Origin of the sequence: Xanthomonas sp. NCPPB 2632 (genome assembly GCF_041228075.2) — a bacterium.
GTDB lineage: Bacteria > Pseudomonadota > Gammaproteobacteria > Xanthomonadales > Rhodanobacteraceae > Luteibacter.
The window spans coordinates 2,100,954-2,119,555 of the sequence record NZ_CM192979.1 but is presented as its reverse complement, the minus strand read 5'-3'; the positions used below and the strand labels follow the sequence as shown (position 1 = coordinate 2,119,555).

General features: G+C 59.7%; 11 protein-coding genes and 1 pseudogene. 2 read left to right on the top strand and 10 right to left on the bottom strand.

The window, feature by feature from the left end; translation table 11 throughout:
• Window positions 1–13: 13 nt before the first annotated feature.
• The 3 genes from AB8808_RS09520 to AB8808_RS09510 form a co-directional block, all read right to left on the bottom strand.
• Window positions 14–457 (bottom strand): SEL1-like repeat protein, encoded by a 444-nt coding sequence (locus tag AB8808_RS09520; RefSeq protein ID WP_369928809.1) that lies wholly within the window; start codon window positions 455–457, stop codon window positions 14–16.
• 673 nt (window positions 458–1,130) lie between these two features.
• Window positions 1,131–5,579 carry an RHS repeat-associated core domain-containing protein gene (locus AB8808_RS09515; RefSeq protein WP_369928807.1) on the bottom strand — a complete coding sequence of 1,483 codons (4,449 nt, stop codon included), beginning with the start codon at window positions 5,577–5,579 and terminating at the stop codon, window positions 1,131–1,133.
• Window positions 5,580–5,931: 352 nt separating this feature from the next.
• The gene (locus AB8808_RS09510) at window positions 5,932–7,629 is read right to left on the bottom strand and encodes a MobA/MobL family protein (protein ID WP_369928805.1); all 1,698 of its coding nucleotides are present in this window, start codon (window positions 7,627–7,629) and stop codon (window positions 5,932–5,934) included.
• A 555-nt stretch (window positions 7,630–8,184) separates the two neighbouring features.
• On the opposite strand from AB8808_RS09510, the gene AB8808_RS09505 reads away from it, so the two are divergent.
• Together AB8808_RS09505 and AB8808_RS09500 are read left to right on the top strand one after the other, a co-directional pair.
• The gene (locus tag AB8808_RS09505; RefSeq protein ID WP_369928803.1) at window positions 8,185–8,706 is read left to right on the top strand and encodes a hypothetical protein; all 522 of its coding nucleotides are present in this window, start codon (window positions 8,185–8,187) and stop codon (window positions 8,704–8,706) included.
• A 185-nt stretch (window positions 8,707–8,891) separates the two neighbouring features.
• The gene (locus AB8808_RS09500) at window positions 8,892–9,278 is read left to right on the top strand and encodes an antibiotic biosynthesis monooxygenase family protein (protein ID WP_369928801.1); all 387 of its coding nucleotides are present in this window, start codon (window positions 8,892–8,894) and stop codon (window positions 9,276–9,278) included.
• A 329-nt stretch (window positions 9,279–9,607) separates the two neighbouring features.
• Here the strand turns inward: AB8808_RS09500 and AB8808_RS09495 are convergent.
• The 7 genes and pseudogenes from AB8808_RS09495 to AB8808_RS09465 all read right to left on the bottom strand — a co-directional run bounded on the left by AB8808_RS09495 (window position 9,608) and on the right by AB8808_RS09465 (window position 18,204).
• Window positions 9,608–10,716 (bottom strand): IS3 family transposase gene (locus tag AB8808_RS09495; protein ID WP_369928456.1). Its coding sequence is split into 2 segments (ribosomal slippage): window positions 9,608–10,455 and window positions 10,455–10,716, totalling 1,110 coding nucleotides; the frame shifts between segments, so codons are not numbered across the junction.
• 74 nt (window positions 10,717–10,790) lie between these two features.
• Window positions 10,791–11,446: pseudogene (locus AB8808_RS09490) on the bottom strand (transposase); the annotation flags it as partial.
• 260 nt (window positions 11,447–11,706) lie between these two features.
• Window positions 11,707–12,072: a hypothetical protein gene (locus tag AB8808_RS09485; protein WP_369928800.1), complete on the bottom strand. Its 366-nt coding sequence runs from the start codon at window positions 12,070–12,072 to the stop codon at window positions 11,707–11,709.
• A gap of 63 nt (window positions 12,073–12,135) precedes the next feature.
• Window positions 12,136–12,507: a hypothetical protein gene (locus AB8808_RS09480; RefSeq protein ID WP_369928798.1), complete on the bottom strand. Its 372-nt coding sequence runs from the start codon at window positions 12,505–12,507 to the stop codon at window positions 12,136–12,138.
• A 181-nt stretch (window positions 12,508–12,688) separates the two neighbouring features.
• Window positions 12,689–13,213, bottom strand: a complete 525-nt coding sequence (locus AB8808_RS09475; protein ID WP_369928796.1) for an SEL1-like repeat protein — start codon at window positions 13,211–13,213, stop codon at window positions 12,689–12,691.
• Between the two features lie 104 nt (window positions 13,214–13,317).
• A complete protein-coding gene (locus AB8808_RS09470) occupies window positions 13,318–13,650 on the bottom strand; it encodes a hypothetical protein (protein ID WP_369928795.1) in 333 nt (110 codons plus the stop codon).
• A 15-nt stretch (window positions 13,651–13,665) separates the two neighbouring features.
• Window positions 13,666–18,204: an RHS repeat-associated core domain-containing protein gene (locus AB8808_RS09465; RefSeq protein ID WP_369928794.1), complete on the bottom strand. Its 4,539-nt coding sequence runs from the start codon at window positions 18,202–18,204 to the stop codon at window positions 13,666–13,668.
• Window positions 18,205–18,602: the final 398 nt, after the last annotated feature.

Here is an 18,602-nt window from a genome sequence, read left to right as displayed (position 1 = left end):
CGATCTACGAATGCTAAGGCTGGGCTTCCGCTGGACGTTCCGACTGCGATTCGGACGCCTCTAGTTCGTCTTTTGCATATTGAAGCCCTGCATCCGCAGCTTTATGCAGCCAGAATAGAGCACGCGTTCGCTCCTCTTCATCCTCGCTATTGCGAAGCAACCCGAAAAGGCCGTAGGCACAGCCCGCATCACCGTTCTCGGCGCCAATGGTGTACCACTTGATCAAGGCTGCACGATCACCTCTCACAATTGAGTGATAGCTAGCCAGCTTTCGAGCAGCATCGGGAGAGCCCTGGATGGCCTCGCGAACCAGTGTCGCCTGCTGAGAAGAGCTGAGATCCAAATCGCTAGAAAGACGCACCGGCACGTCCTGTTTATTGGTCATCGATGACACGGGATACGCCGTAAAAAAAGAAAGGCTCAAGAACAACGCGCGCGCGGCAACTGGATGTTTCACGGCTTAATCCCCTTGAGCATTTGCTTGCTAACCTCGGGCCCGCGCAAGCATTGAAGGATGTGTTCCATATAAGCGCGCATCGCCTCGATGCAATTGCACGAGCCTTTCTTGCACCCTCTCCAAGTGATTGTGGAATTCGCACGATCCGCGCCCAACCCACGGAATGGTGCGCTTAACTACCCTTCGCCATAGAACCCGGAGGCGCTTGGGCGTTTTCAACACCATCCTTCAGCGATAAGGTAACGGCCGAAGAGTTGGAACCACTGGACTGAAGCACCTGCGCTTTGTTCGCGTGCAGGTAACTCACATCCAACTGACCCGGTGAGGTCCAACGCACGTCCACGCCGTATGCCTCGGCGTTTCTCGTGGCGCCATAAATTTCAGCTACCGCATGGTCTTTGTCGCAAGCTTTTCGGACAGGAACAACGCAAACGATGTAGTTGTAAGGCGACGTTGCATCTACCCCCCCTTCGAGCACGACCGCATCTTTGGAGCCATCGGGGCTTGTTAGCCGAGCGGCTTCAAGAGCTTCTGGCGTACACCCACTCAACATAAAGCAGGTTAATAGACACGCAGCGCAGAGAAAATTAAGTGGAAACGGAGGCATAGTTAATCCAAGCTATGTTTCGTCACAGAGGGCAGCGAAATGCTGTAATCAACAACGTCAGAGAGGTTACTTCGTAACGCCGTAGCAATTGCGATACCACCATATTCCATTGCGAATTTGCGTTTGATCTGCCGGATCGTCTCCGTATGGAGCGTCACCAAAAGGTGTTCCAAACGAAGGGTTGCCGTTGCCAGACCTCGTCTGGGCCCAACCTGCGGCCCTGAGAAGAACTGTATCAGGGATGCCTCCTGCGGCACCAACAGCGCCGTAATGGAAGTTGCCGTAATCCGCATACTGACGACCCTGCTGTTTGAAGTCCCATGGGCCGTGCAAACGTTCATTTTCGTAGAACGTCAGGTATTCTCTACCCATTGCCGTGCCACCGCTGATAATCGTGAGCTGCCGCAGGCCTTGCATGGTGTAAATGTCTGCGGACAGGTCATTGCCGGGAGGCTTAGGCGGCATGATCTCCTCGCAGTCACCGCACAATCCCAGTGGATCAGCATGATTGAAAGGATTACCGTTGACATAGCCGTACGTGCTGATGCCGCCGGTCAAGCCAATGGGATCGCTCTGAATGTATCGCCCCGTGGCGCTGTCGTAGTAACGGTGAATGTTGTAGAGGAACCCGCTTTCGCGGTCCCAATACTGACCCTCGAACCGGAGGTTGAGCACATAACCGTTCGTCGATGTCGGGGCCTGCTCACCAAACGGATTGCCCTGGTAGGCCCACGACCACACCGCCGTGCCGGAAGCGTTGGTGACCGCGCGCGGGGAATTCAAACCGTCGGCGTGCACGAAGGCCACCGTGGTGCCGTCGACTACCGCCACGGGGGTGTCATCCATCCACACGTAGTCTCGGGATGCTGCACCATACTCGCCCAGCAACCCACTGGGGCCATAGGCGAACCGAGTGGTGGCAGAACCCACCGTCTTGGCAATCCGATGCGCTGAGGCGTCGTAGGCGTAGGTCGCCACCGTGGAGCCAGCCTGCTGGAGCACGGTCAACTGGCCGCGCCCGCTATAACCATAGCCCCACGCCGTGCCGGCGCTGGCGTTGCCAGTCGTTGACCCGTTCGCGTCGTAGGTCCGGGAGCCAGTGCCGATGGTCGTGAGCCGATGCGTGCCGCTTTGGTAGCCGTAGGTGCCCGTCGCCAGACCCGGTGCGGTCTTCGTCAGACGGTCGCCGGTCTTCGAGTAGGTGTAAGCCTCGACGAGGGCGCCAATGGCGTTCTTCACACCGGTGAGCCGATAGAGTGGATCGTAGGTGTAGGTCTCCGTGGCCGGCGAGGCACCTGCAGCGTTGCCCAAGGCCACAATGTTGCCCACCGCATCGCGCGCCACATGCAGGCTCAGCGCCGGGCTAACGATATCGGTGAAGCGGTAGTTGGCATCGTAGCTGCGGGCGATGGTCTGACCGTTGCCCAGGGTGTAGCTCGCGACCGGGCCGAACGGTAAGTAGGTGGCCGCACTGACGACGGCGGTGGCCACCCCCTTGGCGGGGGTGACCGTGACCTTGGTGACTTGGCCCACAGCATCCCGTGCGTATTCCGTCACGAGGCCACTTGGGGAGGCGACCGCTGCAAGACGACCGGCCTTGGTGTAGACATAGTCGGTGGTATCGGTGACCGTGCCCTGGGTCTGGCGCTGCTCGGTCACGCGTCCCTGGTTGTCGTAGCAATACACGGTGGTGACCGCGTTCTCCACGACCCGCGTCAGGTGGCCGATGGGGAACGAGCTGGCACACCCGGTGACACTCGTGGCCTCATCGTAGTGAAACGCGACATTCAGCGCGGCGTCGGCGTAGCTGACCGAGGTCTTGCGGCCGAGCGCATCAAACCCCTGGCTCGCCACGGTGGATTTGGCGTCGGTCTGCGTCAGCGGGTTACCCGCCGTGTCGAAGGTGGACGACTGCGCACCCGTATCAGGGCTGGTCATGGAAACGGGGTTGCTCAGGCCATCGAAGCCGTAACTAGTCACCAAGCCATCGGGATCGGTTACCGACTTGACCTGGTCCAGGGCGTCCAGCGAGAGTTTGGTCGTGCTCGAACTGGAGGCATCGGTGCCGTTCGCATTAGCCACACTGCTGACCACGCGGTCCAGGCCGTCATAGCCGCTCTTCTGGACCGTCCCCAGCGCGTCCTTGGCCGACACCAGATTGCCGTTGGCATCGTAGCTGCCGCTGGTCGTCGCGTCGAAGACGACATGCCCCAATCCATCGGTCACACTGACCAGCTGACCCAGCGTGTTGTAGCCGCGCGAGAGGCTCTGCCGCGAAACGCCCTTGGCGTCGAAGGTCTCTTCCTTGATCCGATTGCCGGAGGCATCCAAGGTGTAGTGGATGTGCTCACCCAAGCCATCGGCCACATCGACCAGGCGATGTGCGTCATCGTAGCCGTAGGTGACCGTCACGCCGTCCGCGTCCGTCACCGAGGTCAGCGCGCCGTTGGCGTCGTAGGTGAAGGTGGTCGTGGCGTCGCCGGCCGAGGCCATACCGTTCGTGTTGGCTCGCACCGTCTGGCTGGCCAGCCAGCCGCGGGCGCTGTAGCTGAGATCGGTCACAACCCCGTTGGGGTCCTGGCGGCGCACCGGCCGCCCCGCCTTGTCATAGGCAAGCACTCGGGTCACCTGGCCGAGCGCATTCGTTACTTGGGCCAGGTCGCCCGCCCGGTGGCATGCCCCGCCCAGCGTCCCGCATCCGGACTCATCCGTGGTGAGGTAATAGCCAAGCTGCGTGACATCACCGACATCGGCACGAGGACCGTCCACCGACAGCAGCAGTCCGACCCGCGGGCACTGGGTGGCGTCGACGGCATCGCAGTAGGTCATGGTCGAGCGCCGCACGCCGGCGGGCGCTGCACCCGTGGCCGAGCATGTGTAACTGGCAGCCGCGGAGACGGTTGGGTCCATGTCGCATTGGGCCGTCACTTGACCCCGTGCGTTATAAGCCCAGCCCATTTTGGCGACGACGGCGCCCGCAGCGTTACTGATGGTGCGGGTTAAAGGATTGCGCCAAATCGGCTCCCAGGTCGTTACCGTGGTGCGCTGCGCCGTGGTGTTCTTCGCTTCGATGCGCTGGGTCTCTAGCCCCGCCGACGTATTGATGACCGATGTAACGTGATTGGCAAAGTCGATGTAGCTCGACGGCCAGCCATTGGCGTCGTAATTGATGGTCGAATAAGGCTGAGCGCAGTCGCTGCCGCACGGCGCGGAGCCCCCCGTTACGTGCGACTGAGCCTTGATGCTTTGAAAATTCAGAGCCGTTGTCGCGCCCAACGGCGTGGTCGCGGAGTTGCGCAGAGTGCCGTAGGAAACTTGATAGGTGTCGACATTCCCCGCAAAGCTGGCGGAGATCGCGCGCCCCACGCTGTTATAGGCCGTGGTTTCGAATCGCACGCCTTTCTCGTCGACCAGACCGGTCATCGCATTGGGCTGTGACTTGCCACCCGTCAAGGCACTCTCGTTGTAGACATACGTGCGCGAGTGACTGTCCGGGTAGGTCACCGACGCCAAGTTGCCTTGGCTATCATAAGCATACGAAAGCGCTGCACCATCCGGCAGGGTCACCGTGGACACATGGCCCGAGTTGTCGTAAGCAAAGCTCAACATCCGGCCGCTTGGGCCTTTCACCGTGAGCAAAAGGCCCGCGCGCGGCGCCGTCTGAGCAGGAGTTGCCGCCGTGCTATAGGTAAGTGTCGTCACCGCTCCGGACAGATCCACGATTGACTGGAGCGTTCCATCTAGGGCGTAGTGCTCGGTCTCGCGCGGTGCGCCCAGGAACAAGGCGTAACCGCTCGCTTGCCCTGTGCTGTTGGTCTCGTCAGTTAGGGTATTCATCGTATTCGCGGCCCCAAGCCAGCCGGCCGCCCCCTTGGAAAACCGCTCGACCGAGCCATCAGGGCGATATACGACGGCGGTCTTCACCATCGTGTTATTGACGCCTTTGGCATCGTGAACCACGACAGAGCGGTCAAAACTGTGGCGCCAGTGCGCTCCGATCGCGCTTGAAGTGACTGTGTCGCTGCTATTGTAGAAACGACGAAGCATCAAAGCCTCGTCATCTCGGAAGTCCGTGTCTTGCTGATACTTGTTGCCGTTCGACGCGTTGATGGGGTCTCCGACGAAGTTAGACCCAGGGCACATGGTGCCGGCCTCCTTCGCGGCGTCACCGGAGCTTCGCATGGGACTCGACCCTCCCAACGCGCCTCCTTTGCCGCCATTGGCTGCTGCACACCCGCCCAAATTTTTCTCGGGATTTTCAGCGACATATTCCTTGGCCCATATGGCGTAGCCGGATGTATTGGGCTGGGTCGAGATAGCTGCGGCCACAGAGGAATTCAGCGCATCCATGTCGTAATAGTAGTAGTAGAGCGTTGGACACTGGGTGGTGCAGTTGCCGCGCATCAGGGTGGCCAGCACAGACAGGGCGGCATCAACCGATGAAAAAGTGCCGGTGTATCCGCTGATGGAATAGGGGGCGCCATAGGTCGATGTGGCCCAAGCCGAACCACTCACGCAAAGCAGTATCGCGAGCGAGCACTGGACCATCAACCGAGCGACGGAGCGAGCGGACCAAGTCCTTGTCGTAGGCATCGCGGCAATCTCAGGGGAGGTAACGCATTATCGAAAAATCTTGCTTCACCGGGGTGTCAGCGCAGGCCTACACGCCTTGTAGGGTTTCCCCTACAAGGCGCCTTCCCTGCCTCTTCTGCACTAGGTCCATCGAAGTCCTCGCGGCAGCCTTAATTGCCAAGCGAACAATCGGCCTGCTCGTTCCATTCGCTTGGCAAGGGTGTATCAAGCCGTTCTCTGACCTAGCCTCTGCGAAAGCCGATGCGGCCCGACCTTTATCCTGCTCCGAACTTGGTCACAGTCGAGGCGGCCTGTGGGCCTTCTGCGTCGTACGGTCGACCTTCCTACCATCCTCGGCTGCTTCAGCGGCGTCCACAAGTTTCTGCAGCGATAAGGTGGGCTCGGTCTTCGAGGTGTAGAGCTTGAGCCACGGCAGCTCGTCGCTATTGGCCACGCTCAGCAGGTCTTCTACCGCTTGGTGGTCTTGACGCTCCAGCTCAGCCAGATGCCCCTTTAACTTAAACCGGTCGTGGATGGCTTGACTCCGCCAAGGCTTTGCTCGCTGGCTGATGTCGGCCATCTGCGCATCGATGGACACCGACAGACGCGCCCGCTCCGCCACCTCCTCTTCGATTGTGCGAATCTGGGCGAGACGTCGCCGATGGGCGGCTTGCATGCGCGGCGTGTAAGGGCGACGCGCCTGGTCGTGCTCTCGACGCAACGCACCCAAGGCCTCGCGCTTTTGATCAGCGTCGCACTGCAAGTCAAAACGCACGGTGGAAAAGCGCTTGTACTCGCGATCCAAGTGCAGCAATGCCTTGCCCACCATGACCAAGGCATTGAGAAACCACTGCACGGCCTTCACCGTTCGCATCACCCCCGTCTGGATACCGCCGGGCGACGAGGCCACCCGAGTGACATAGACCGCATCAAAGCGCTCCGCCAGGCCGACGATGGGCGGTGGCTCCCAGGCTACAGGCGATTGCATCCACTCTTCTTGGGTGAGGTATTTGGCTCGGCGCACCGACGCGCTGGGTCTTGGGGTGACCACAGCCGGCGCACCGAGCTTGGCGGCTGGCTTCGAGGTGGGCTGCGGCGCCTGAAACGCCGCAGACGAGCCCAAGGACGGTGGTCGCGGCGTCACCCTTGGACCATCCGTTCTCGTCGTAGCGGCATCAGCGCCCCCCGCTGCGGCCACCCCTGTCAGCTCGGCGGGCGCACCGTCGCGAGTGGCACGGTGGGCCAGCAGCGCATCGCCCAGCCGCGTCTGGGTACCCTGACGCTCCAGCGCGGTCGCCGCTTGGCCAAGCTGCGGCTCCGCCGTTCGCGCGGTTCCCATGCGCTTATAGCTGCGGTGATCCACCCGCACCTCAAGGCCACTGGCCGAGGCAATCAGATTCGATAGCTCAGCCCATTTCGCATTCAGCCGCTCCAGAGCTTCCGCGCCGGCCGTTTGATCGCGAAAGACCTCGAGCTTCAGGCCAAAGGCCGGCGCCCCTTCGACTGCGCCTCGCTTAATCGGCCGGGTGGGAAAATACAGGTGCGCGTGATAGCCGCGCTGGCCCTCCGGCTTGAGCACCCCGAACGCATCGCGTGCGGCGTCTCGGTGCAACGCCACGGACACCGAGGTGTGCAATTCCTCGGCAATGAAAGCCGCCAGCGCTTCGGCTAAATCCGCAGCCTGCGTTTCATCGAAGCCAATCGGTACCGGGCAACGGTAGTCCCGCGCGACTTGGCCATCTTTGCGCCGTTCAGCGCCTTCGACGGCGTTCCAAAGCACCGCCGGGTCGCTCGCCCACGGCGGCGCCCCATCCGGGGCGATGGTGAGCGCGCGGACGACCGAATCGCTGAGCGCGCGTTTGCGGTAGTCGTGCCAAGTCTTGGTGCGTTCGTCGTAAAGGCGAAGACCGAGGCGGTATGCAGCACCGGCAACCGCTGAGTGCGCCTTGGCGCGGGTATGTACACTGAGGTGGGGGCGAGCGTGATAGTGCATGAGATGACAGTCCTTGTCGTGCCGTGGGCGCCGGTCATCCGGACCGACGAATCATTTCTCTCCATGGGTAGCGCCCTCTTCCGTGCGCCGCCCCCATGCCTCCATTCAAGCGGCTTCTTCACGAACGTCAAGGTCGCCTAGACCTTGATATGGCAGTCATAATCAAAAGTGTGACCTCCATCGACTAAGCTGAGCAGTCGTTAGTCGTTGCAAGGAAAGCCTGTGCGCGAATGCGCATCCTCGGTGCGCAAGTAAGGACGCAAAGCAATATCGCAAGAAGATGCGATCAACGCATATGCATGGCCTGAAGCTCGACGCGTTATTTCGAAGAAATAAATAGACGCGCACTTCGCTCGACGCCGAAAAATCCGCAGCGATGGGCCCTCGACTCGGTGGCACCGTCCCGCGCACATTTCACGGGTAAGTAGGCTGGCTGAAACGCGATGCTCCGACAGTTCAACCGCTCGACTAAAGCGACGGCCACCGTCAATTGACCTGAGTTGACAATACCGCGGCTGGCTTTAGCGTTATCACATCAACAAGGAGGTCGGGCTCATGATGAGCGGCAACACATGGAATCAATGGTTGGTCTTTGCGCGCGCCCTGCGGTTCAAAGTCCTAGAGGAATCCAGCGGCATCTACATTTACTGGTCGCCGCCCGATGGCGCCCACCGCGGCAGGCTGTTCCGAAGGCAGCGCCAGCTCATGGCTGAGCTGCGCAAGCTTGCCGTGGTCTATCTTCAGCTGAACTGGGTCATTCGCCAGGATGCGCGCTACGCTTTTTCCTCCGGCGATCACTCGCTGATCCACTATATGATCGACGCCGATCAACCGCGACCATCGGACAGCGCTCGGTCGGCACACCGCTTGCACCACACATTAGCTAAACGCGCGCACCCAGCGCGAGGCTCGTTGGACTTGGAGCAAGCTCTGCCCGACGTGCTAGCGCTGATGAGCACCAACCAAGACGAGTGGTACGCCCAGGTAGCCGGGGCGGAATTGGCAAAACAAAGCGCGCGGCAGATTGAGCGTGAATTGTGCCAAGCACCGCCGGCCATCGTTCGCCCCCGACTCTAGAGGCGTTCGTCAGTCCGCTACCTGCCCAATGGATCATCGCTTACCTGCCCAATGGATCATCGCTGGCAGCTTTGTGTCGTCGAGCAGCGCCACGTTTGGTGAATGAGCCATGCCTATGGCGATAAAGGTGATGCAATTGATACAGTTGACCTGAAGCGCGCGCAGCCCAAGCACAGGATGAAGTGATGATCACGGAGCCAAATGCTCGTGTCGAAAACAACCCAGAGGTCTCGACCGCTCGTAATGAGGTCGGCTTCGCTGTCGTGTATCGGTGGCGCTTGCATCCCCACGCGGAGGAGGCATTCGTATCGGCCTGGGCCCGAGTGAGCAGCCTCTTAGAATCTGAGCGCGGTTCATGTGGCGCCAGGCTCCACCGAGGAGATGACGGGCTTTGGTACAGCTATGCCCAGTGGCCTACCTCTGAAGCACGCGACGCCGCTTTCTCACTAGGCGACGTCGATCCCGCTGCACAGGCAGCCATGAAGGCTGCTGTGCTGGAGTATCTTCCCGAGATCCGCCTAGTGCTGGTTGCAGATCTGCTTCACCGAAGAGGCCGCTATTCACTCTCCTGAGCTACATTTCCATGCAGCTGGTGGCGTGCCCAAACGGAATCGCCGCCCGAGCGCGACCAAAGCGATGATGTCGATGCGAACCTAGGGGAAGAATAGTCTGAGACACGCGACGGCCTCGACAACTGCCCTCTCTTCAACCGGTGCAACGCCAGAAGGTTGCGAAGGGCCACGCGAGGGCCACGAGTCGTAATGAGCCGGCTTCCGAGACAACCATCTGTATTCGTCGGGCGGTGGACGCGCCACAATTTATAGAAAGAATTTAAAGGGAGGCAGCATGAGATTCAGCGACCTTGAAGAGTCTGCGCTACATCTTGTCGACCCCCCGTTAGTTAGTGCCAACCATAACCCAAGGTCGCCGGATCATTTTGCTGCCTGAATTCTGCGGGCGTCAGCCCGCCTAAGCTGTCGTGCGGTATCTCGCGGTTGTAGTCGGCTAGCCAAAGCTCTGCCTGCTCGCGTACTTCGGTCAGGTTCCGAAACACGTGCATGTCGAGGACACCACGCCGGAAGCTGCCGTTGAAGCGCTCGATGAAGCCGTTCTGCATCGGCCTTCCCGGCTCGATGAAGTCGAGCTTGATGCCTTTGCGTTCTGCCCATTCCGCGAGCGCCAGGGCGACAAATTCCGGGCCGTTGTCCAGACGAAGCTTTGATGGATATCCGCGCCATGCAGCGACACGCTCGAGCGTGCGAATCACACGCGACGCAGGCAAATTCAAATCGATTTCCACGGCGAGTGCCTCGCGACTGAAGTCATCAATGACATTAAAGGTGCGGAAGCGGCGGCCGTCCCACAGCGCGTCGGACATGAAGTCGATGGACCAGCTTCCGTTGATCGCCTCGCCGGCCACCAGTGGTAGCGGGTGACGCGTCGGGACACGCTTCTTGCCGCGTCGGCGGCGATTCAACTGCATTTGGCAATACACGCGCCACACCCTCTTGTGGTTCCACGGCAGACCGCGCCGGCGGATGATCTGAAATAGCTTGTCGAAGCCGCGCTCGGGGAATCGCTCAGCCAGCTCCGCTAATAGCCCGATGACGGGCTCGTCGCGATCAGGGCGAGCCTTGTAGCGCAGCGTAGATCGCGAGAAGCCTAGTGCCTCACAGGCCCGGCGCTCGCTCCATCCGTGCTGCTCGACCAGCCAGGTGATGAGCGGGCGCATATGCGCCGGGTCTACAGCTTTTTTGCGATGAGATCCTTAAGCCCGTGGTTCTCCATCGCCAGATCCGCATACATGCGCTTGAGCTTGTTGTGCTCCGCTTCCAGGTCACGCAGGCGATGAACGTCCGACGCCTCCATGCCACCGTACTTCGATTTCCAGGTGTAGTAGGTCGCCTCGGAAATGCCGAGATCCCGGCACATGTCCTTGACCTGCCTGCCGCCTTCGACCTGCTTCAGCGTCGCAACGATCTGGCTCTCGGTGAATTTGCTCTTGCGCATCGTGGGTCTCCTTGGGGATATTTTGCCCGGAGACCTCGGTTTATGTCTGGAGTAAGTTTACGGGGAGTCGACAGCTCGATCTCGATGGCGACTGCCTCATGCGTGGCGTCATCGACGATCGTCAGGCACTTCAATACGCGCCCTTCGGCGGTGCGATCGAAGACGAAATCGATGGACCAGACCTCGTTTGCGGCCGCGGGCCGGAGCAGTGGCTGCCTGTCGGTCGGAGGCACCTTTTTCCTTTTGCGACGGCGCACCTGCAGGTTCGCCTCCTGGTACAGGCGCTCAACTCGCTTGTAGTTGACCATCTGACCGGCCTGGCGGAGTTTCAGGTAGATCATGCCGACGCCGTAGCGTTTATGGCGATTCGCCAGCGCGCAGATCATTTCGCGCAGCTCGACATTGGCGTCGGGCCGCGGCTCGTATCGGTAAGCGCTTGCGCTCATGCCGGCGATCGCCAGCGACCGGCGCTCACTCAGTTCCTGGCAGATCAGATAGCGCACCAGCTCGCGCCGGTCCGGTGCGCTCACCATTTTTTTCGCAGAGCTTCCTTGATGACCTCGTTCTCCAGAAGCTGCTCGGCAAGCAGCTTTTTAAGGCGTCCGTTCTCCGACTCCAGGTCCTTCAGCCGCTTGGCCTCGGGCACGCTCATGCCGCCGAACTTGCTTCGCCACAGGTAGTAAGAGGCTTCACTGAAGCCGTGCTTGCGACATAGGTCCTTGACCGGCATGCCTGCCTCGGCCTCGCGCAGGAAGCCAATGATCTGCTCTTCGGAAAAACGCTTCTTCACGTCCAATCTCCTTCTTGTGGGGGATTGAACTCGAAACCGGGGCGCTACTCAAATTTGGGGGGACGTCGGCAAGACCGCAGCTGCTCCGGACCTACGAGAAACGTGACCTCATCTATCGTCAACAAGACGTCTGGTGCCATTTTAGAGCGACCGTATACTTTCATCGCAGGCTTCGCTGAGAGGTCGCGACAAGGATAAGCCTAACCAATCGAAACTCCATCCACGTCCACGCGGACGCCCTCAAATTCGCTGACCAAATCAACTAACACGCGATATTTGCTTGCGTATGTCTCAAGCGTCTCCGGCTGAAAACTACGATCATCCTGGGGACGAGGCGACGCATGAACGTGCAGCGAGGTAACATCACTGTATCGAACTGGGCCCGACCCAAACCCCGGATCGCGGATACCCGCCGCATCCAAATCGTCCAGTCGCAGAGGTGCCCACTCCTCATACTTCTCTTGACTTCCTGCGTAGACGACCTTGACCCAAAGTCGACCGCCGATCAGGCAGCGATCGGCGCGTGTCATAGCTTCTGCAAAGCGTCTGACAAGTTCTGACTCCATCTCCCGCCTCATTTTCAGAACGGCATTAATAGCGCTGCCTATCTGGCTTTGGCAACCTATGCGCTAAGTTTTAAAATCAAAGTTGGTTGATGATCCAGCTAATACGACCTTGGGCACCGGAGTTCCAAAAAATCCGATTTCAAGAAATAGAGGAACACCGGATTTTATGAACAGAAGGAAATCAACGCCACCGGCCGCTTCAGGATGGGAAGCCCACACGCCTTGATGCGTCACTGAAAAGTCGAGAGGCAATTTTTCGCTTGGCGAGAAATAAATGAACTGTCCAACACATTTTCCTGCATCAGCTACGTCTTCGCTCCACTCTCGCCGATCGACCTTTAAGCTCTTAAAGATCGGTCCTAGATGAGAATCGCGAATTCCAAGGGCGGACAGAATTTTCGAAAGCGCCCGGTGCTCGACCTCTGTAATAATCATGGAATACCTAACGTCTCAAGCAAGTAGTTCTTCGCCAAAATCGTCTGGAGAGCTGACCCAAGCATCAGTCACTTACCTCTTGCATCCGACCTCAAAGACGCGGATCCTTCGCCGCATTTTTCCCGTCCGTCTCGACACGATTTAGCTTTTCTGCGCATCAGCGACATTCTCGCTTGGCAATCTACGGATGTTCCGGCTGAGCTTCCGATGGACGTTTCGGGTGCTTGTCGATCGCCTTTAGTTCGTCTTTTGCGTATTGAAGCCCGGCATCGGCAGCCTTATGCAGCCAAAATAGAGCACGACCGCGCTCTTCTTCATCCTCACTGTTGCGAAGTAACCCGAAAAGTCCATAGGCACAGCCCGCATCACCGTTCTCGGCACCAATGGTGTACCACTTGACCATGGCTGCACGATCACCTCTCACAATTGAGTGATAGCTAGCCAGCTTGCGAGCAGCGTCGGGTGATCCTTGAATGGCCTCTCGACCCAGTGTCGCCTGCTGAGCAGAGCTGAGATCTAAATCTCCGGAGAGACGAACGGGTGCGTCCTGTTTGTCGGTCATCGCTAACGCAGGAGATGCGCACAAGAAACATAGGTTCAAGAACAACGTGCGCACGGTAAATGAGTGTGTCACGGCTTCATCGGTACCATTATCCCCCGGCAAAAGCCCCAGGAGGGCCAAATTTCTTAGTTTTTCCAAAGCCATCCTCGTTGCAGTCCCACCTCACTCGCAGAGGAGGAATTCGAGCATATACCGCGCGGCCCCATCATGATCCGACATGGGTAGCGGTCATCGCACTCGTTGCAGACTTAAAGCCCAGATCTTTCGGGAAGCCCGGTGCTCGATGTGAGCACGCGTCTGACAACGCCGGGGTTTTTCCGACTCAAGTTGACCATGAAGTCACAATATTTACCGACGGTAGAAATCACCAGATGCCCTTCGCCAAGAAGACGCAGGGCATCCCTATCTGCAACGTCGTGGATGTCGTCATTGACAACGTCGAACTCATTTCGTGCAAAGTCAGATCGGAAACTCGACTTAAGGTCACTGCCGAAGACCCAATTTAGTCGGAGTTGCTCCACCGGTATATTGAAGATGGCAGCGATTCTTTGAAGCGAGAGAAACTCAATGTCGACCGACATAGCATTCTTGTCCCGTCATTTGCAGCCACACACCTTGGTCTTCGTGGCAAATGCCGCCGCTTGACCTTCGATGCTCAAGTCGTAAAAGCCCTCAAAAATGGTTGCACCAGTAGCGATAGCTCCAGCAGCCACTCCCGCGCCCGTTCTGCCGATCAACCGCAGCGATCGCGTGCCAAATCTGCCGGACCACCTGCTGAGCTGACTTGTATAAGGATTCATCGCCGTTTTGGCGATGCCTAAGCCTCGAAGTTCCGCAGCAGTCTTCGGCATCGTTCCTATGCCCAGTGTTGTGGCGAGCGTTGAGACCGCAATCGATGGATCGATTGCATTATCTCTAACATAGTCTGCAAATGCGTCGTAATCAAACGTCTCACATGATCGCTCATAGGCCTCGTATTCATCGCGCTGCGCACCAGGTGCGAAAGTCCAGGGGCCAATCCCTTCCAAACCATCAGGGTCAATCTGAATAAGCGGCATCCCGCCCACGTAAGAGTATGTAGTTATGCCCGCAGCCAACCCCATGGGATCGCTCTGGATGTATCGCCCGGTTGTGCTGTCGTAGTAACGATGGATGTTGTAGAGGAACCCGCTTTCCCGGTCCCAGTACTGACCCGCGAACCGGAGATTCAACACATACCCGTTCGTCGATGTCGGTGCCTGCTCACCAAATGGGTTGCCTTGGTAGGCCCATGTCCACAGCACCGTGCCGGAAGCGTCGGTCACCGCCCGGGGCGTGTTCAGGCCATCGGCGTGCACGAAGGCCACCGTGGTGGTGCCGTCCACCACCGCCACGGGGGTGCCGTCCATCCACACGTAGTCCCGGGACGCGGCGCCATATTCGCCCAGCAGCCCACCGGGGCCATAGGCGAACCGGGTGGTGGCAGAACCCACCGTCTTGGCAATCCGATGCGCTGAGGCGTCGTAGGTGTAGGTCGCGACCGTCGAGCCGGCCTGCTGGAGCACGGTCAACTGGCCGCGCCCGCTATAGCCATAGCCCCACGCCGTGCCGGCGCTGGCGTTGCCAGTCGTCGACCCATTCGCATCATAGGTCCGGGAACCGGTACCGATGGTCGTGAGCCGATGCGTGCCGCTTTGATATCCGTAGGTGCCGGTGGCCAGACCCGGTGCGGTTTTGGTCAGGCGGTCGCCGGTCTTCGAGTAGGTGTAAGCCTCGATGAGAGTGCCGCTGGCGTTCTTGACACCGGTGAGCCGATAGAGCGGATCGTAGGTGTAGGTCTCACTGGCCGGCGATGCGCCTGCAGCGTTGCCCAAGGCCACGATGTTACCCACCGCATCCCGTGCCACATGCAGGTTCAGCGCCGGGCTGACGATATCGGTGAACCGGTAGTTGGCATCGTAGCTGCGGGCGACGGTCTGACCGTTGCCCAGGGTGTAACTCGCGACCGGGCCGAACGGCAGGTAGGTGGCTGCACTGACGACGGTAGTAGCCACGCCTTTGGCCGGCGTAACCGTGACCTTGGTGACCTGACCCAAGGCATCGCGTGCGTATTCGGTCACGAGGCCACTCGGGGAAGCGACCGCGGCCAGACGACCAGCCTTGGTGTAGACATAGTCAGTGGTGTCAGTCACCGTGCCCTGCGTCTGGCGCTCCTCGGTCACGCGTCCCTGGTTGTCGTAGCAGTACACGGTGGTCACCGTGTTCTCCACGACTCGCGTCAGGTGGCCGATGGGGAACGAGCTGACACACCCCGTGACACTCATGGCCTCATCGTAATGAAAGGCGGCATTGGGCTTGGCGTCGGTATAGCTGACCGAAGTCTTGCGACCCAATGCATCGAACGACTGACTCGCCACGGTGGATTTGGCATCGGTCTGCGTCAGCGCGTTACCCGCCGTGTCGAAGGTGGACGACTGCGCACCCGTATCAGGGCTGGTCAGGGAAACGGGGTTGCTCAGGCCATCGAAGCCGTAACTAGTCACCAAGCCATCGGGATCGGTTACCGACTTGACCTGGTCCAGGGCGTCCAGCGAGAGTTTGGTCGTGCTCGAACTGGAGGCATCGGTGCCGTTCGCATTAGCCACACTGCTGACCACGCGGTCCAGGCCGTCATAGCCGCTCTTCTGGACCGTCCCCAGCGCGTCCTTGGCCGATACCAGGTTGCCGTTGGCGTCGTAACTGCCGCTGGCCGTGGCGTCGAAAACGACATGACCCAACCCATCGGTGACACTGGCCAACTGGCCCAGCGCATTGAACTTGCGGCTGAGCACGCGACGCGACACCCCTTGAGCATCGAAGGTTTCATCCTTCAGGCGGTTGCCGGCAACGTCGAGCGTGTAATGGATATGACTGCCGGTCGCATCAGCCACATCAACGAGCCGGTGGGCGGTGTCATAGCCGTACGTGAGGGTGACGCCATCGGCATCGGCTACGGCCGTCAATGCCCCCACGGCATCATAGGTCCACGTGGTCGTTGCGTCGGCCGAAGACGCCGAGCCATCAGGACTGGCGCGAACCGTACGACTTGCCACCCATCCACGGGGCGTATAAGTGGTGTCCGTGATGACGCCATTGGCATCCTTCTGACGCGCGACATGTCCATGCCTGTCATAGGACAAAACGGTTGTGACATGGCCCGCCGCATTGATTACCTGCACAAGATCGCCCGCACGGTGGCATGCGCCACCAGCCGCACCGCAACCGCTCTCGTCGGCGGTCAGGTAGTAGGCATAGCGGGTAACATCCGCGACGTCACTACGGGGGCCATCGACGGTCAGCAGCAACCCCACCAAGGGACACTGCGTCCCATCCACCGCATCGCAATAGGCGTAGGTGGTCTGACGGGCTCCCTGGGGCGCTTGTGCTTGGCTGCCGCACGTATAAACGGCAGAGAGCGCCGGGTCGATGATGCATTCGGCCAGCGGTTGGCCCCGGGTGTTGTACGTCCAGGTCCGCTTCGCCAGCACTACACCCTTGGAGTCAGACATTACTTCAGACAGGGGGGCCCGGATGGCCGCGTCATAGGTGGTGCTTGTCGTTCGCTGGGCATCGGTTCCCGAGGCTTCAACCTGTTGCGTCAGAAACCCGTTGGCGTCGTAGGTCGTCTTGGTGACTGTGCCTCTGAAGTCGGTATAGCTGGCGGGGTAGCCATTGGCATCGTAAGTCTGCGACTTCCATTGCTGATGACATTGGGCGCCACACTGCGCTGAGACGCCGGTTGGCACCAGGGCACCCGAACCGTCTTCGGTAAAGCTGTGCGTCACCGTGACCCCGAGTGGATAAGTCACGTCGGATGGCGTCCCGCCATTCTGTGTGTAGTTGGCATAAGACACCGACGTCTTTTCTACACCCCCGGCAAACTGCGTGCTAATGGCTGCGCCATTGGACGCATAGGTCGTTGTTTCAAAGCGCGCACCTTTTTCGTCGATGATGCCCGTGAGCAACCACGGGTACGTTGCACCCGACGGGCTATAAGCCGTCTCGGCATAGAGATACTGCCGGGAGCTACCGTCCGGATAGGTCACACGTGAGAGGTTACTTCCGGCATCGTAGGCATAGCCAACGGTCGTGGCGTCGGGGAGGACCAGCGACACCAACCGGGCACTGGCGTCATATCGCAAGCCCAGTTGGCGACCGGTTTCGTCTGTCACTGCAATCAATAGACCCGACTTAGGCGCCACCGACGTCGGCGTGGTCGTGTCGCTGTAAGTCATCAGCGCCGTTGTCTGGCCCGTTCGGTCATCGACGACCGACAGCAGCCGACCGTTTGCATCGTAGGCTTCCGTTTCGTGGGTGGCTGCCGTATGGAGGAGGAAGCCAGTGTTGCTCGCCCCACCCGCGGCGACCTGGGCCTCAAGCCGGTCGGCCGAGTCTTTATCCACGGTCCAGACACCCCCCTTGCCGACAAAATGCATCATCGACCCATCGGGACGCTTGGCTTGAATCACACCGGTGCCAGCGTTACCGCTGTTCAGCATCAACTGGAGGGATCGGTCGAACGTATGACGCCATTTTTTCGCAAAGGCCGGGGACTGAACGAAACTTTTGGTGTTATAGAAACGCCGGAACGTAAGCCCCGACGGGGATCGATAATCCGTGTCCTGCCGGTAGACATTGGCCGTTGTCGCATTGATCGGGTCGCCGACCATTTGTGGACCATGGGACGGCATGCTGCTCGCCGGCACGCCATCCTGCATGCTTCCTTGCGGGCCGGACGAGTCTCGCACGTCACCATTGCCCGAAGAACAGCGCGAGCAGCCTCCTGCGTTGCGTGGACCGTAGCCCGTGGTCTCGGTCCCCCATACATAGCCCAATAAGTCACCCGACTTGAGGACTATCGCGGCCTCCCCTTGGGTGTTCGAATTGTAAGTGATGCTGTAAGCGCAGGTTGGGCAGTAGCGTTGTTCACCCGCAATCATCGCTTGGGCAGCTTCAGCGGCGGAGTTAAAATTGCTGCCGCCGCCGGAGCCGATCGAATAGTTATAAGGGGGGCCGTAGTAGCTCTTCGCCTGAGCGCCAACGGCTCCAAAGAGGCCGATCAGGCAGAGGAAGACACCGATCGCGTATCGCCGGGCTGTGAAGAAGGAGTGGCGCATGACTATCCTTAGCGGGTATGCGCAGGGAGCATATCTGGGGCACCTTGTAGGCGGTTGCTGATTTACGTGTAGGGGAAACCCTACACGGACAGATAGACAACCAGGGGGTCACTCATGAATGGGATACTGTGAGGCTACGAGAGTTGAGGCTCGCCGCTTCGCCGCACGACACATCCAAATCCTTAGCCCGTGAGATACCAGAGCGCCGGAACAGGCCACCACCTGCCGCCCTCTGCCCGTGATGCGATGAAGGGCGGTCAAGACGGACAGGTGCTGTCGCGAGAGCCATCGAATGATGGCGGGCATTGTCCAGCGTGCTTCTTTCAATGCTTACCCCTCGACACATCTATTTGCAAGGCGGGACAAGTGGACCCTGTCGTTCGCTCCCGAGTCTAGAG

Coding starts and splice junctions, on each gene's coding strand:
- AB8808_RS09510 (WP_369928805.1), bottom strand. CDS start 7,629: ATGCACTATCACGCTCGCCCCCACCTCAGTGTACATACCCGCGCCAAG.
- AB8808_RS09505 (WP_369928803.1), top strand. CDS start 8,185: ATGATGAGCGGCAACACATGGAATCAATGGTTGGTCTTTGCGCGCGCC.
- AB8808_RS09500 (WP_369928801.1), top strand. CDS start 8,892: ATGATCACGGAGCCAAATGCTCGTGTCGAAAACAACCCAGAGGTCTCG.
- AB8808_RS09485 (WP_369928800.1), bottom strand. CDS start 12,072: ATGGAGTCAGAACTTGTCAGACGCTTTGCAGAAGCTATGACACGCGCC.
- AB8808_RS09480 (WP_369928798.1), bottom strand. CDS start 12,507: ATGATTATTACAGAGGTCGAGCACCGGGCGCTTTCGAAAATTCTGTCC.
- AB8808_RS09475 (WP_369928796.1), bottom strand. CDS start 13,213: ATGGCTTTGGAAAAACTAAGAAATTTGGCCCTCCTGGGGCTTTTGCCG.
- AB8808_RS09470 (WP_369928795.1), bottom strand. CDS start 13,650: ATGTCGGTCGACATTGAGTTTCTCTCGCTTCAAAGAATCGCTGCCATC.
- AB8808_RS09465 (WP_369928794.1), bottom strand. CDS start 18,204: ATGCGCCACTCCTTCTTCACAGCCCGGCGATACGCGATCGGTGTCTTC.